Genomic DNA, 15,171 nt, shown 5'->3' with positions numbered 1-15,171 from the left:
TCAGAGAATTCCGTCCAGAATGCCTGCGGGCAGCGGGATTCCGAGCCCGACGTAGAACGCGTAGAAGCTACCGAAGCCGAGCACCGCGCCGATGGCGATGTTGCGTACCCAGTGGCGGCTGCCGAGAATTGTTGCCGCCCCGGCGAAGAGGAACGTTCCGGTGATCGCCCATCCGAGGAAGTCGATCAGCGCGATGGTGGCGGCGAACAGACCGACGAGCAGCCCCACCGTTCGCCAGTCACTCGACGAATCGAGATCGACGTCCTCACCTCCGTCGGCCTCCCCCGTGGAGCCGCGCAGGATCGCGACAGCGAGGATCGCGGTGAGGACGAGCAAGCCGATGCCCACCGCCAGCGGAAACAGCCGCGGCCCGACCGGGTCCACCTTCGCGAACCCGGCGCTGAGGGTCAGTGCGTCGACGATGAGAAACACGCCCACCGTGAGCATGACCGCACACACGATGAACTGCGCCAGGTCCCGTTTGCGTGGCGCCGGGACCACGTCGGGGGCGCCGGCGGGCGGTGTCACGGGCGTGGTCATGCCAACCCCAGTTCGGACAGGGTGGACGAGACCCGCTCGTCCTGGTCGCGCAGGAACTGCTCGAAATCCGGTCCCGTCATGAAGGCGTCACTCCAACCGTTCTTCACCAGGGCCTCCTTCCATTCGGGTGTGTCGTGCAACTTCTCCAGCGCCTCCACCATGTCGGCCCGGGCACTGTCCGAAAGGCCTGGGGGCGCAAGGACTCCACGCCAGTTGGTGAAGGTGAGATCGATTCCCGCCTCCGACAACGTCGGCGCATCGACGCCCTCGACCCGTTCGCTACCCGACACCGCGAGCACGCGCACCTGACCGGCTTCGATCTGGTCGACGTACTCCCCCAGCCCCGAGGTGCCTGCGGTGATCTTCTGTCCGAGCAGCGCCGTCAACAGGTCACCTCCACCGTCGTAGGAGACGTAGTTCACTGCATTGGGGTCCACCCCTACCGCGCGGGCGGTCTCCATCGGAAACAGGTGGTCCGGTCCGCCCGGTGACGATCCCCCGCCGATCGTGACCGAGGCCGGGTCGGCCCGCCACGCCGCGACGAAGTCGTCGATGGTGCGCAACGGCGAATCCGCAGGCACCAGAATGCCTTCCTGCTCTTCCACTACCTTCGCCAATGCGGTCGCGTCGGACACCCGGGCGGACGACCCGTTGGTGTAACCGGCACCGACGACTCCGAGACCCATCATCATCATGAGATCGTCGTTGCCCGACTCGTTCATCAGTCGAGCCATGGCGACCGTTCCACCTGCACCGATGACGTTGAAGACCTCGACTCGGCCGGTAATGTCCTGATCTTCCATGATCTTCACCGCAGTCCGCGCGGTGAGGTCGTAGCCGCCGCCGGGGCTGTTCGGAACCATCATCCGTACCCTGTGCAAGCCTTCGTCCTCGCCACGGGTAACTCCGCACCCGGCCACGAGAAGGCCTACGAGCGCCAGCAGGAGCACCGCGCGTACGCTGCTTCCGCCACCTGTTCTCGCCATCGTTCCCCATTTCGCCATCGATGTGATCTTCGGCAATACTGTCCCCATTGGTGACGCACGTCACCTATGCGAACGAAATGGAACTTAAGTTCATTGTGGTCACCACGTCACCCCAGAGTGCGAAGTCTTGCCGGGCAGGTCCTGCTGCTCCAGCTGGTGGTCGTCGGCGTCGTCCTTCTCGCGGTCGCTGCCGTCTCGGTTCACCAATCGACGGTGGAGTTTCGCGAACTGCAGGGCCAGCGCATGATCGCCGTTGCCGAGAACGTCGCCTCGACCCCGGTGGTGCGTGACCGCCTCTCGGACCCGTCGGTCGAGCGGGTCCTCGCCCCCGAAGTGGATCGGGCAGTCAATCTGTCGGGCGCGACACTGGCGGAGATCGTCACACCCGAAGGGGTGACGGCAGTGTCCTCCGACCCCACCCGGATCGGGCTGCCCGCGGAACTCGGCGGCAGCGACGTGCTGACCGGCCGCGCCTGGTCGGGTGATGTCGTGGTCGACGACCGGCGCGCCATCGTCGGCCACGTTCCTATCCTCACGGCCACCGGTGACGTCCTGGCAGCGGTGTCGGTCAGCGACGACTACCCGTCGACCTGGGCCCTGCTCAGCAGTGCCGGTGCGCGCCTGCTCCTCTACCTCGGGATCGGCGCCGGGCTGGGACTTCTCGGTTCGTGGCTCCTCTCACGCAGAATCAAGACACACACCCGGGGGCTGGAGATCGCCGAGATCGCCAGTCTCGCCGACCACCGGGAGGCCCTGCTTCACAGCATTCGTGAGGGTGTGGTCGCGGTGAACACCGACGGCATCATCACGCTCCTCAACGACAGCGCCCAGGATCTACTCGACCTCAGCGGTGACGTCGTCGGCAGGCACGTCGACGACGTCCCACTCGACCCGGGCGTCCGGCGGTATCTGCTCACCGGCGAGGACGGCCGTGACGTGGTGCTCTCGACGTCCTCGCGCATGCTGGCGCTCAGCCGGCGGGCCGCTACCAGCCAGGGCCACAAGATCGGCACCGTCACCACCATGCGCGACAGCACCGAACTGGCGTCGATGCAGAGCCAGCTGTCGTCCCACAAGAGCGTCACCGACACGCTGCGCGCGCAGACGCACGAATTCGCCAACCAGTTGCACACCATCTCGGGACTCACTCAGCTCGGTGACTACGACGCCGTCACCGAATTCGTCGGAACCCTCACTCGACGCCGAGCAGAGATCAGCGACGCGGTGACGCAAAGGATTTCCGATCCCGCCGTGGCCGCCCTCCTGATCGCGAAGACCTCGTTGGCGGCGGAGACCGGAGTGTCTCTGACACTGGAGCCCGATTCACGCCTCCACGCACTCGACCCCGAACTCGCGACCGACGTCATCACCGTCGTCGGAAATCTCATCGACAATGCCGTCGACGTGTCCGAAGGCGGACCGCACGCGACGATATCGATTCGAATCACGGACGGCGACGGCATTTTGATCGAGGTCGCCGACTCGGGCCCCGGGGTACCCGAGTCGATGCGCGAGGAAATCTTTTCCCGGGGAGTCACGTCCAAGACGGGTGTGCCAGGCGGTCGCGGGATCGGGCTGGCCCTGGTGCGACTGGTCAGCGCGCAGCACGGCGGATTCGCCTCCGTGTCGGACGCGCCCGGCACCGGAGGCGCTTTGTTCACCGTCCACGTTCCCCGTAGTTAGACTCTCCGACCATGACCGTTCGGCGGAACGATGTATGAGGTGCTGGTCGTCGACGACGACTTCATGGTCGCGGAGATACACCGCCGGTTCGTCGACAAGACGCCGGGGTTCACCACCGTCGCAGTCGCGCGGACCGCGGCCGACGCCCTCGATGCCGTGCGCTCCCGTCGGCCCGATCTCGTGCTTCTCGACGTGTACTTGCCGGACATGTCCGGACTCGATGTCCTCCAGTCCCTCCGGGCGGAGGGAAATCCGGTCGGGGTGATCATGATCACCGCTGCACGAGAGATCGACACCGTTAGCAGGGCGCTGCACGGCGGCGCCTCCGACTACCTGGTGAAACCGTTCGAGTACGCCCACCTGCAGGAGAAGCTCGAAAACTTCCGGCGACGGGCACGGGCACTCGAATCACAATCCGGCGCGGATCAGTCGTTGATCGACTCCCTGTTCGGCAGCGCAGGCAAGAACGCCGACCCGGGCCGTCTGCCCAAGGGGCTCAGCGTCGAAACCGGCAGGTTGGTCCTCGACATCGTGCAGGAGCGGGGCGAGTTGTCGTCCATGGAATGCGCCGAGCTCGCGGGACTGTCCCGGGTGAGCGTGCGCAGGTACCTCGAGCATTACCTGGCCGAGGGTTTGCTCGAAGTACGCCTCGAGTACGGGGGCGCGGGCAGACCTGTTCGCCGGTACCGGCCGGTTCGCCGCTGAGGCAGTCCGGCATCAGGACAGTCTGCCGTGGCCGGTCGCTACCCCACCGGCGTGCCCGCGTCGGCGGACACTTCGTAGGCTGCGATGTCGAAACGCTGTGTCTGGCGGCGGAATTTGAAGGTGAAGTCGGGCCACAGTGTGGTGTTGTTGCCGTGCCGATCGAGGTACCAGCTGGCGCATCCGCCCGTCATCCAGACGCTGTTCGACAGCTTCTCCTGAAGGTCCCGGTTGTAATCGTCCTGAACCTCCTTGCGGACCTCGACCGTGCGAATTCCGTTCTGCTCCAACGCCGCAATGGCATCGGCGACATAGTTGATCTGCGATTCGATCATGTACACCATCGACGTGTGGCCGAGCCCCGTGTTGGGTCCGACGAGAAAGAACATGTTGGGGAAGTTGGCGACAGTCGCGCCCTTGTAGGCCTGCATACCGGCTTCACCGAAAACCTGCGCCAGACTGCGTCCGTCCCGCCCGAAGATGACCTCGAACATCGGTGAATCCGTCACCTGAAATCCGGTCGCGATGACGATTGCATCCACCGGACGCACGGTGCCGTCCCTGGTCACCACCGCATGCTCTCGTATCTCCGCGATCGGGTCGGTGACGAGTTCGACGTCGTCCCGGTCGAGGGCCGCGTAGTAATCGTTGGAAATCAGCATTCTCTTGCAACCGATCCGGAAGTTCGGAGTGACCTTCTCACGCAGGGCCGGGTCCTTGATCTCCGTCCGGATCTTCATGCGCGCCATCCATTCCAGCGGTTTCATGAAGACGGGTGCCTTGGCGAGACCGACCACCTGCACTTCCCGGCCTCCGTAGATTGCGGCGCGGAGCAGTCGCTGGACGCCGGGCACGTGGTGGAAGGCCCACCGCTCGATCCGGGTATAGGCCCGGTCGAATCGCGGCAGCAACCAGGGGGCGGTGCGCTGATACACGTCCAGGTGTTGCACCTGGTCGACGATGGCAGGAACGATTTGAATTGCCGATGCTCCCGTGCCGATCACTGCCACGCGTGTGCCGGTGAGGTCGGCATCGTGATTCCATTGCGCCGAGTGGAAGATCTCGCCGTCGAATATATCGATCCCGGGAATGCTCGGCAGAGAGGGCTCGGCCAGCGCCCCGAACGCGCAGATCACGGTGTCCGCGGAGAAGTGGCCGCGGCTGGTGGTGAGCTCCCACCGCGAGACGCCGCAATTCCAGCGGGCCTCGGTCACGTCGCAATCGAAGACGTGCTTTTCGAGGACGTTGTACTGCCGCGCAACCCTGCGAATGTAGTGCTGGATCTCCGGTTGTGCCGAAAACGAACGTGACCATTCGGGGTTGAGTGCGAACGAGTAGGAGTACAGGTGCGAGGGCACGTCACAGGCCGCGCCGGGATAGGTGTTGTCGCGCCAGGTGCCCCCGACGTCACTGTCCCGCTCGAGGACGAGGAAGTCCTCCCGCCCGTCCTTGCTCAGTCGTATAGCCGCACCGAGTCCCGCGAAACCACTGCCGATGATCACCGTGCGGACGTGCCGCACGCTGTCCTCCGGAACGACGCCGACCGCTGCAGTGTCTGTTACCCGGTCATCCATATAAATGACCCTAGACAGTTACAGAACGCCAGGCACAACGATTCCGGATCTTTTCGCCCGCACGCCCCGGGGAGGGAAATTCAGGACTGCTGCGCTGCCTTTTCGGCCGCTTGCGCCTGCGCAACCTGTTGCGGAGTGAACCGGATGAACAGTGCCGCCAGACCGGCGATCAGGGCGCAGACGGCGCTGCCTACCAGGGCGAAGGTGTAGCCCTCACCGAGCGCAGTGATCTGCGCCGGCGTCATGTCGGCGATCTTGCCCGACACCCCACCGAGGGACAGCGTCCGAGATGTCGCCATCGCCCCGATGAGAGCGAGGGCGAGCGGGCCGCCGAGCGTCTGCGCGACCTGAGCAATGGCGGCCACCGGTCCGATCTCGGTTTCCGGCACTCCCGCGATGGCGCACAGAGGAAGCGGAACAACGGCAAGTCCGACGCCGAAACCGATTCCCACGACCGGCACGAACAGGTTGGCCGGATACGTCGCCGACGCGTCCAGGGTGGAACCGTAGAGCAGGCCCACCACCATGATGGCCGCCCCGGCGATCACCAGCCAGCGCGGCTGGATGCGGACGGCGAGTTTCGACGCCACGAAGGCCGCGGCTCCCAGACCGAACGCGAACGGGATGAAGGCCAGGCCCGCTTCGAGTGGGCTGTAACCGAGGATGTCCTGGACGAACAGCGCCACGAAGGCGGCGACTGTGAACATCACGGCGCCTGCGAAGAAGATGGCGACGAAGGTGGCCACCCTGTTCTTGTCGGTGAACAGCGAGAAGGGAAGCAACGGGTTGTCGGCGGTGCGCTCGACGTACAGGAACGCGACGAACAGCAGCAGACCCGCAATGAGCGCACCGATCACGAAGGGACTGGTCCACCCCAGTTCCGGACCCTCGGTGAGAGCGAACACCACACCGGTTGCCGCGACCGTCGCCAGAACGGCGCCCGGTACGTCCAGCGCCAGGCGCTCACCGGCCGTCTCCTTCAACGACGTGAAGGCGAACAGCACGATGACCACACCGATGGGCACGTTGATGAGGAAGATCAGCCGCCACGACACTTCGGTGAGTGCACCGCCGATGATCAGCCCCGCAATCGATCCGATCCCCGTCATTGCAGCGAAGATCGCGATGGCCTGGTTGCGCGCGGGACCGGCGGCGAACGTCGTGGCCACCAGGGCCAGCGCGGTGGGCGAGGCCACCGCAGCACCCACACCCTGCAGGAAGCGGGCACCGATCAGCATGAATTCGTTGACCGCGAGGCCGCACAACAAGGAGGCGACGGTGAAGAGCGCGACGCCGCCGATGAACATCTTCTTCCGGCCGAAGGCGTCCCCCAGCCGGCCCCCGAGGAGCATGAGCCCACCGAACGCCAAGGCATAGGAGGTCAGCACCCAGTTACGGCCGCTGTCGGTGAGACCGAGGTCTGCCTGCAGGGGGGCCAGGGCCAGGTTGGCGACGGTCCCGTCGAGGACCACCATCATCTGCAAGCCGCTCAGGACGATGATGGCGAGACCCAGCACGCGGGTCGCCGCGGCCGGGACCGCTGGGGCATCTGCCGCAGAGTTCACTGAAGCAGATTTCGGCACTCGGGAATCAGACACGAGCGTTCACGTTACCCAGCGTCCACGCTAAACCCTGCCACCGGTCCGATGACCACGATGGCGGGCGGCCGAATCTGCTCTTCCTTCACCCGGGCCGCGACACTCTGCAGATCCGCGCGGAGCGTGCGCTGAGTGCGCAGTGTGCCCTCCTGGATGACGGTGACCGGGGTATCCACGGGCCTGCCGCCCGCCATCAGGACCGTCGCGAACGCGTCGATGCGTTCGACCGCCATCAGCAACACGATGGTGCCCTTCAGCCGCGCCAGCGCCGACCAGTCGACGAGAGAATCGGGATGGTCGGGAGCCACATGCCCGCTCACGACCACGAACTCGTGGGTGACTCCTCGGTGGGTCACCGGAATTCCGGCGGCCGACGGGACCGAGATCGCGCTGGTGATACCGGGGACCACCGTGACGGGGACGCCTGCTGCCGCGCACGCCTCGAGCTCTTCGTACCCCCGTCCGAACACGTAGGGGTCGCCGCCCTTGAGACGAACCACGAACTTGCCCGCCTTGGCGTTGTCGATCAGGGCGGCGTTGATGGCTTCCTGCGCCATCGCGCGGCCGTACGGAATCTTCGCAGCATCGATCACGTCGACATCGGGACCGAGTTCGGCCAGAAGCTCCGGCGGCGCCAGGCGATCGGCCACCACGACGTCGGCGCGCGACAGCAGTCGACGGCCACGGACGGTGATGAGGTCGGGGTCGCCGGGACCTCCGCCTACCAGCGCCACACCGGCTGCGGGCGCCTCGTCGGTGTCGGGAACGACTCCGGACTGCAGGCCCTCCACCAGGGCGTTTCTCACGGCCGCGGAGCGGCGGTGATCGCCGCCCGCCAGCACACCGATGCTCAAGCCGTCGTAGCCCGCACTGGCCGGGGTGACGGCTGTGCCGTACCGGGCGTTGTCTGCCCGGACACAGAACACCCTGTTCCGTTCGGCCTCGGCGACGATCGCCGCATTGGTGTCGGGTTCGTCCGTGCAGGCGATGGCGTACCAGGCGCCGTCGAGGTCACCGTCCCGATAGTCGCGCAATTCCAGGGTGATCTGACCGGACGTCGCCATCCCCTCGACCGCGGGAGTGACGGCGCGGCTGATCAGGTGCACGCGTGCTCCCGATGCGATGAGCAGGCCCAGTCGACGCTGTGCGACGCTTCCGCCACCGATCACGACCACACGGCGATCGGTCAAATTGAGGCCGACCAGGTAGTTGGTCTCGTCTCCGGTGGCGGCAGTCACGCGCTATCCCCGTTTCTCCAGATTTTCCGGTAAGTCTTGTCTCGAACCTACGAAACTTTACGGGCTGCCGCGACGACGACGCCATTCGCGGACCGTTTGGGAATGATCAGTGGCCCGCCGCCGGCGCTCAGTACCGCCGCCGCCTCCGCGATACTCGGCGACCCGGTGTGTGCATGCACCACGTCGGACGGGTGTGGGACGACGACGGCAGCGAGAGTCTCGGTGTCGAATCCGAGGACCGGAACCCCGAGTGCCGCGGCCGCACCCACGACGGCAGGCTCGTTCGCCTTGCGGTCGAGAGTGCCCAGGCAGATCACTGTCACGGGCGCCTCGACGCTCGCGGACTCCAACGCCGCGCGCACCGCCGAGACGATGTCGGCGCTCGACGCACTCGTGCGGAACCCGACGCCCACGCAGACCTCAACCACGGTCGGCGAAGTCGCGGGCGGCGCTCACGAACCGCGCGACAGCGGTGGGGTGTCCCGCCGGATGCGTGTGAAGGTACGACGCGTGAATGCCCCCTCCGGCGAAACCTTCGCGCGCGGGTGCACCGTCCCACGGCCGCCATCCCCACGCCGGCGTATAGCCGGGCGCCTCTGCCCGGGTGAGCGACGTTCGATGAAATTCGTGCCCCACCACCCGCTCGCCCGCAGCGAAGAGCGGCGAATCGGTCAATGCCACGGCATCGCGGTAGCCCAGAGTCAGGCGTGAGCCGAACGAGGCGTCGACATCGATCACCGATGCCATCGCCGAACCATCGAGGCTGCGCGCGAGATACAGCAGTCCGGCGCATTCGGCGTGTATCGGTGCGCCGCCGTCGGCGAGTGCGCGTATCTGAGCGAGGAGGCGCCCGTTCCCGGCGAGCGCGGCGGCATGCTCTTCCGGGAAGCCGCCCGGAAGGACGACTCCGGACGTGTCCGCGGGCAGTTCGTCGTGCAGCGGGTCGAAGGTCACGACGCGCGCCCCGGCCGCCGCGAGCAGTTCTCGATGTTCGGCGTACCCGAAAGTGAAGGCCCGGCCGCCGGCGATTGCCACCGTCGGGCGAGCACCGGCGGGCACCTCACCCACCTCGACGGTGGGATCCCACGCCGGTCCGTCGACCGCGGAGCTCGCAAGCGCCCGGATCGCCGCCAGATCGAGATGCCGGGCGGCCAGCCGAGTCATTGCCTCCACGGCCTGCATGGCAGCGGCGCCGTGTTCGGCAGCGGGAATGAGGCCCAGATGCCGGCTCGGCACTTCCAGCTCCGCCATCCGGGGAACCGCGCCCAGCACGGGGAGCCCGACACGCTCGCTCGCCTGCCGCAGCACCTCCTCGTGCCGGGCGCTTCCGACCCGGTTGAGGATCACACCGCCGATGCGCACCGACGCGTCATACGTCGAAAATCCGTGAAGCACAGCGGCCAGAGACTGGCTGTGCCCGCGGGCATCTACCACCAGCACGACGGGAGCGCCGAGCAGTGCCGCGACCTGTGCTGTCGACCCCTCGGCCGACGGCTCCGCAGACGCGGCGTCGATCTTGCCGTCGAACAATCCCATGACACCCTCGACCACGGCGATATCGCACTCGGTGCTCCCATGACGGTAGAGCGGGCCGATTCGGTTGGCTCCCACCATCACCGGGTCGAGATTGCGTCCGGGCCGACCCGCGGCCAAGGCATGGTAGCCGGGATCGATGTAGTCGGGGCCGACCTTGAACGGCGCCACCGCATTTCCCGACTGACCCAGCGCACCCATCAAGCCCGTGGCGACTGTCGTCTTTCCGCTCCCCGAGGCAGGGGCCGCAATGACTACGGCGGGAACCGCGGAGTGCGCAGTCACCACTCGATGCCTCGCTGGCCCTTGCGGCCCGCGTCCATCGGATGGGCGATCTTCGTCATTTCCGTCACGAGGTCGGCCGCGTCGATCAACGCCTGTGGGGCATCCCTGCCTGTGATGACGACGTGCTGCGCACCCGGCCGGTCACGCAGCACCGCGACGACCTCGTCGACGTCCACCCACCCCCATTTGAGGGGATAGGTGAACTCGTCGAGCACATAGAAACGGTGTTCCTCGGCAGCGAGCCGCCGGGCGATTTCACGCCATCCCTCGGCAGCGGCCGCTGCATGGTCTTCCTCGGAGCCGTGCTTCCGCGCCCACGACCAGCCCTCACCCATCTTGTGCCATTGGACGGCGCCGCCGACCCCGGTGTCCTCGTGAAGTTGCCCCAGGGCACGAAACGCCGCCTCCTCCCCCACCTTCCACTTGGCGCTCTTCACGAACTGGAACACCCCGACATCGAAGCCCTGGTTCCACGCACGCAACGCCATCCCGAAAGCCGCGGTGGATTTTCCCTTACCCGGGCCGGTGTGGACCGCGAGTATCGGTGCGTTCCTTCGCTGCCGTGTAGTGAGGCCGTCGTTCGGGACGTTCTCGGGAACACCTTTGGGCATGTCCTACTCTCCTACCGTTCGATAACACCCGGCTTCTTGTATGCCGGTTCCGCTACGTCGAATGTCGTTAAGCCGCAGCGCGAACGACACCTGCGACGTGCTGCGCGGAGAGTTCACCGAGTCGGACGTACCCACCACGCAGATGCCGGGCGAGTTCTGCCGCCAGACCGAGCCGGACCATTCCGGTCTCGCAATCCACCACCACCGAGGCGACTGCACTGTCGGCGAGCAACCCTGCCGCCACTCTGGCGCGGTGCAGAGCGTCCTTGCCGCCCGTGGCCCGTCCGTCGGTGAGTGTGACCACGAGCGCCCGCCGTTGCGGGTCACGGAGCCGCTCACGCAATACCACCTGCCGAGCCCGCAGAAAGCCTTCCGCCAGAGGCGATTTACCGCCGGTGCGCATCCCGCGCAGCCGACGGACCGCGATGTCCACCGACGAGGTCGGTGGCAGAACCAATTCGGCGTCTCGTCCACGCACGGTGATGACGGCCACCTTGTCCCGGCGCTGATAGGCATCGCGCAGGAGTGAGACGACGGCCCCAGTGACCGCGGACAGCCGATCTCGTGCCGCCATCGAGCCGGACGCGTCCACGACGAACACCACGAGGTTTCCCTCGCGGCCTTCTCGGACAGCGCCTCGCAGGTCGGCCGAGTCCAGAATCATCCGGCCGGCCGTGCGTCCGCGAGCGGCCTGCCGTTCCGCTGCCGCGAACAGCGTGCCCACGAGGTGCAGGCCGTGCCCTTGCTCGCTGGCCGCCCGCACAGCTCGACCACGCGACGAGCGGGAACGCGAGCGCCGACCCGGCGCGCCTTCACCGACACCGGGAATCTCGAGCAGCTTGGTGGTGAACTGCGAGCCCGCCGGCCCGGCAGGCCGCTCCGGCGGCGGCGCTCCGCCCCCGGGTCCGCCCGGGTCGTCGGGTCCGTCGGGATCCTCCGCGGCCTCGCCCGCGGTCGGCTCGGACGAATCCTCGCTCGACGGTGCTTCGGCGGGCGGTTCGTCGGCCGCCGCCCTGGTGTCCTCGTCGGCCTGACGCAACGCCTCGTCGAGTTGATTCTGGTCGAGGCCCGGCTCGTCGAACGGGTCCCGCCTGCGCCGGTGCGGCAACGTCAACTCCGCAGCAACCCGCACGTCCTCTGCCGTCACGGCGTCCGCACCGCGCCAGGCGGCGTGCGCGGTGGCCGTGCGAGCGAGGACGAGATCGGCGCGCATACCGTCGACGTCGAACGAGGCGCACAGGAACGCGATCCGGCGCAGTTCGGTGTCGTCGAGCTGCACCGAATCGAGTCGATTGCGAGCTTCCAGGATGGCGGTAGCCAGAGCGTGATCCTGCTCGGCATAGCGAGCGGCGAACGTCTGCGGGTCGCGTTCGAAGTCGAGGCGCCGCCGCACCACCTCCATCCGCACAACGACGTCACGCGATGCAGCGACATCGACAGCGAGGCCGAAACGGTCCAGAAGCTGCGGCCGCAGTTCGCCTTCTTCCGGATTCATGGTGCCCACCAGAACGAACCGCGCCGGATGCGAGTGGGAGATGCCGTCCCGCTCGATATGCACCCGGCCCATCGCTGCGGCGTCGAGAAGAACGTCGACCAGATGATCGTGCAGCAGATTCACTTCATCGACATAGAGAACGCCCTGATGGGCAGCGGACAACAGGCCCGGACGAAAGGCGCGTTCACCGTCGCGCAGAACTTTCTCGAGGTCGAGTGAACCGACCACACGGTCTTCGGTGGCTCCCACCGGCAACTCGACCAGCCGCGCGGGCCGCGGGCCGTTCTCGTCACGGACCGCCGGCAACAACGTGGTGAGCGCCCGGACGACCGTCGACTTGGCCGTACCCTTCTCGCCCCGCACCAGGACGCCGCCGATGCCCGGGTGGACGGCGCACAGGACGAGCGCCAGACGCAGCTGGTCCTGGCCGACCACCGCACTGAACGGAAAACCCGTCAAGGAGTCCCGTGGAGACTGGTCCACGTCACGGTTCGTGCGCACGATGCATCCCTTCACGCCCCGGTTTCCTCGCCGAGAGCTGTTGGCTGGTACGAATGCCGCGGCGATCTGGCTGGGACTTCCTATTCGCCGCGCCCGTGGCAGCAGCGAATCAGAGATCCGTCACAGTGGCGGGACCGCGCCTGATTGGAACAGGACTTCCCCGCGGACATTCCTTCGCCGACCCTAGTCGGCGCTCACCGGCCCGCCGTCGACGGGGCACCCTGCGCATCCGATACCGACGCCGTATCCCCCGCACCGCGGGGCGCCCCGCCACCACGCTTCATGGGCACGTGCGGGATACCGTCCTCGACGAACTCCTCGCCATCCGGCGTGAATCCGTGCTTCGCATACATATCCACCAGGTAGGTCTGGGCGTTGATCCGGCAGGGTGCGGACCCCACCTCAGCGAGCGCCGCCCGCAGGAGACGAGTGGTATGGCCCTGCCCACGCGCGGGCCGCGACGTGCACAGTCGCCCGATGCGGAACGAGGTGGTGCCGTCGCCGTGCTCCTCGAGTAACCGGAGCGTGCAGACCACCTGGCCGTCCTGCTCCAACCAGAAATGGCGTGTCTCCGCCAGCAGATCCTGCCCGTCCAGCTCCGGGTACGGGCAGGCCTGCTCCACGACGAACACCTCGACTCGAAGCTTCAGCAACTCATAGAGCGTCTTGTTATCGAGATCGAGTGCCCACGAACGCTTCAGTGCTGCAGTTGCCGTCATGACAAGCAACTATGGCACAGGCCCGCTCGGCGCGCGCCCGCAGCCGAGCCCGCCCGTCGTCGTCAGACCGCGGCGACCGAGGCCTCTTCCACCGCGATGGTATCGAGCTGAAGAACCTTGGACGTGTGCTCCCAGACCTGCGCGAACAGCCCCGGTTCGTCAGTGAGCTTCACCCCGAGCGACGGCACCATTTCCTGCAGCTTCGGCTTCCAGGACTCGTACCGGTCCGGGAAGCAGCGCTCGAGCACGTCGAGCATGGCCGGCACAGCCGTGGACGCGCCGGGAGACGCACCGAGCAGACCGGCGATGCTGCCGTCCTCGGCATTGACCACGGCGGTGCCGAACTCGAGGACACCGCCCTTGCCCTTGGCCCGCCGGATGACCTGGACACGCTGGCCGGCGGTGATCAGTTCCCAATCCTTGCCGACGGCCTTGGGTACGAACTCGCGAAGCGTGTCGATGCGTCCGGCCTCCGACTTCGTGAGCTCGCTGATCAGGTATTTGACCAGGCCGAGTTCACTGACACCGACGCCGAGCATCGACAGAAGGTTGTCGGGCTTGACCGAACCGGGGAGGTCGGTGACGCGACCTTCCTTGAGGAATTTAGGTGACCAGCCGGCGTATGGGCCGAACAGCAGTCCGGGCTTGCTACCGATCACCCGGGTATCGAGGTGCGGCACCGACATGGGCGGAGCGCCCACGGCAGCCTTGCCGTACACCTTGGCGCGGTGCTGGTCGATGAGTTCCGGATTGGTGCAGCGCAGGAATGCTCCGCTGACCGGAAATCCGCCGAAGCCCTTGGCCTCGGAGATACCCGACTTCTGCAGGAGATGCAGGGCACCGCCGCCGGCGCCGACGAAGACGAACTTGCTGCGCACCACCTTTTTGGCACCGTTGCGACGGTTCGTGACCTTGACGACCCAGCTGCCGTCGGACTGCTTGGTGAGATCGGTGACCTCGTGACCGAAATGCACGATGCCGCCGGATGCACCGACGTAGCCGAGAAGCTGCTTGGTGAGAGCACCGAAGTCGACGTCGGTGCCGTTCTCGGTCCAGTTCAGCGCGATCGGATCGCTGTAGTCACGGCCCTTCGCCATCAACGGCAGGCGGCGGGCGAACTCGACCGGATCCTCCACGTATTCCATGCCCGCGAAGAGAGGGTGTCCGGCGAGCGCGTCGTAACGGGCGCGCAGATACTTCACGTTGGCCTCGCCGTGCACGAAGCTGACGTGGGGAATCGGGTTGATGAATTCCTTCGGCTTGGTCAGGACGCCGTTCTCCACGGCGTGCGCCCAGAACTGACGCGACACCTGGAACTGCTCGTTGACGTTGACGGCCTTCGCGATCTCGACGGTGCCGTCGGGGTTCTCGGGCGTGTAGTTGAGTTCACACAACGCGGAGTGACCGGTGCCGGCGTTGTTCCACGGGTCGCTGCTCTCGGCCGCGACGGCGTCGAGCCGTTCGAAGGTGGTGATCGACCAGTCGGGCTGCACCTGCCGCAGGATCGCCCCCAACGTCGCGCTCATGATGCCCGCGCCCACCAGCACTACATCCGTCTTCGTCTCTACCGCGTTCTGATCTGACACTGGAGAATCGACTTCCTTGTCCATTAGCCGTGCGCGCATCCGCCTGCCGTGTTCGCCGCATAGGTTACCCGCGCGTATGAGCGGAAGTTACCTGCCCCAATTGTGCCCCTCCCCGCGGCC

General features: G+C 66.6%; 13 protein-coding genes. 2 read left to right on the top strand and 11 right to left on the bottom strand.

Features of this window, described 5'->3' with window-relative positions:
• On the bottom strand, positions 1 to 540 hold the full coding sequence (locus GFS60_RS28015; protein WP_159926226.1) for a tripartite tricarboxylate transporter TctB family protein: 540 nt from the start codon (positions 538 to 540) through the stop codon (positions 1 to 3).
• Positions 537 to 1,526, bottom strand: a complete 990-nt coding sequence (locus GFS60_RS28010; protein WP_159927618.1) for a Bug family tripartite tricarboxylate transporter substrate binding protein — start codon at positions 1,524 to 1,526, stop codon at positions 537 to 539. Before GFS60_RS28010 ends, GFS60_RS28015 begins: the two co-directional genes overlap by 4 nt.
• Before the next feature lie 66 nt (positions 1,527 to 1,592).
• Here GFS60_RS28010 and GFS60_RS28005 point away from each other — a divergent pair, with 66 nt between their 5' ends.
• Together GFS60_RS28005 and GFS60_RS28000 are read left to right on the top strand one after the other, a co-directional pair.
• Positions 1,593 to 3,209, top strand: a complete 1,617-nt coding sequence (locus tag GFS60_RS28005; RefSeq protein ID WP_159926224.1) for a sensor histidine kinase — start codon at positions 1,593 to 1,595, stop codon at positions 3,207 to 3,209.
• Between the two features lie 30 nt (positions 3,210 to 3,239).
• Positions 3,240 to 3,914, top strand: a complete 675-nt coding sequence (locus GFS60_RS28000) for a response regulator (RefSeq protein WP_159926222.1) — start codon at positions 3,240 to 3,242, stop codon at positions 3,912 to 3,914.
• Between the two features lie 38 nt (positions 3,915 to 3,952).
• Here GFS60_RS28000 and GFS60_RS27995 read toward each other — a convergent pair whose 3' ends face one another.
• From GFS60_RS27995 to mqo, 9 genes are all read right to left on the bottom strand, one after another.
• Entirely contained in the window at positions 3,953 to 5,485 is a 1,533-nt protein-coding gene (locus GFS60_RS27995) for a flavin-containing monooxygenase (protein ID WP_159926220.1), read from the bottom strand.
• A gap of 80 nt (positions 5,486 to 5,565) precedes the next feature.
• A complete protein-coding gene (locus GFS60_RS27990; RefSeq protein WP_236603531.1) occupies positions 5,566 to 6,963 on the bottom strand; it encodes an MFS transporter in 1,398 nt (465 codons plus the stop codon).
• A gap of 131 nt (positions 6,964 to 7,094) precedes the next feature.
• Positions 7,095 to 8,321, bottom strand: a complete 1,227-nt coding sequence (gene cobA / locus GFS60_RS27985) for a uroporphyrinogen-III C-methyltransferase (RefSeq protein ID WP_159926201.1) — start codon at positions 8,319 to 8,321, stop codon at positions 7,095 to 7,097.
• 47 nt (positions 8,322 to 8,368) lie between these two features.
• On the bottom strand, positions 8,369 to 8,734 hold the full coding sequence (locus GFS60_RS27980) for a cobalamin biosynthesis protein (RefSeq protein ID WP_236603304.1): 366 nt from the start codon (positions 8,732 to 8,734) through the stop codon (positions 8,369 to 8,371).
• Between the two features lie 7 nt (positions 8,735 to 8,741).
• Positions 8,742 to 10,142, bottom strand: a complete 1,401-nt coding sequence (locus tag GFS60_RS27975) for a cobyrinate a,c-diamide synthase (protein WP_159926196.1) — start codon at positions 10,140 to 10,142, stop codon at positions 8,742 to 8,744.
• Positions 10,136 to 10,750: a cob(I)yrinic acid a,c-diamide adenosyltransferase gene (gene cobO / locus GFS60_RS27970; RefSeq protein WP_109330876.1), complete on the bottom strand. Its 615-nt coding sequence runs from the start codon at positions 10,748 to 10,750 to the stop codon at positions 10,136 to 10,138. Before cobO ends, GFS60_RS27975 begins: the two co-directional genes overlap by 7 nt.
• A gap of 67 nt (positions 10,751 to 10,817) precedes the next feature.
• Entirely contained in the window at positions 10,818 to 12,746 is a 1,929-nt protein-coding gene (locus GFS60_RS27965) for a VWA domain-containing protein (RefSeq protein WP_236603303.1), read from the bottom strand.
• A gap of 194 nt (positions 12,747 to 12,940) precedes the next feature.
• The gene (locus tag GFS60_RS27960; protein WP_159926192.1) at positions 12,941 to 13,465 is read right to left on the bottom strand and encodes a GNAT family N-acetyltransferase; all 525 of its coding nucleotides are present in this window, start codon (positions 13,463 to 13,465) and stop codon (positions 12,941 to 12,943) included.
• A gap of 62 nt (positions 13,466 to 13,527) precedes the next feature.
• Positions 13,528 to 15,075, bottom strand: a complete 1,548-nt coding sequence (gene mqo, locus GFS60_RS27955) for a malate dehydrogenase (quinone) (protein ID WP_159927616.1) — start codon at positions 15,073 to 15,075, stop codon at positions 13,528 to 13,530.
• Positions 15,076 to 15,171: the final 96 nt, after the last annotated feature.

The sequence above is a fragment of the Rhodococcus sp. WAY2 genome, assembly GCF_009859915.1.
GTDB classification, from domain to species: Bacteria; Actinomycetota; Actinomycetes; order Mycobacteriales; family Mycobacteriaceae; genus Rhodococcus_F; species Rhodococcus_F oxybenzonivorans.
Note: the sequence above shows the minus strand (reverse complement) of the source record. Positions and strands in the feature narration are given on the sequence as shown.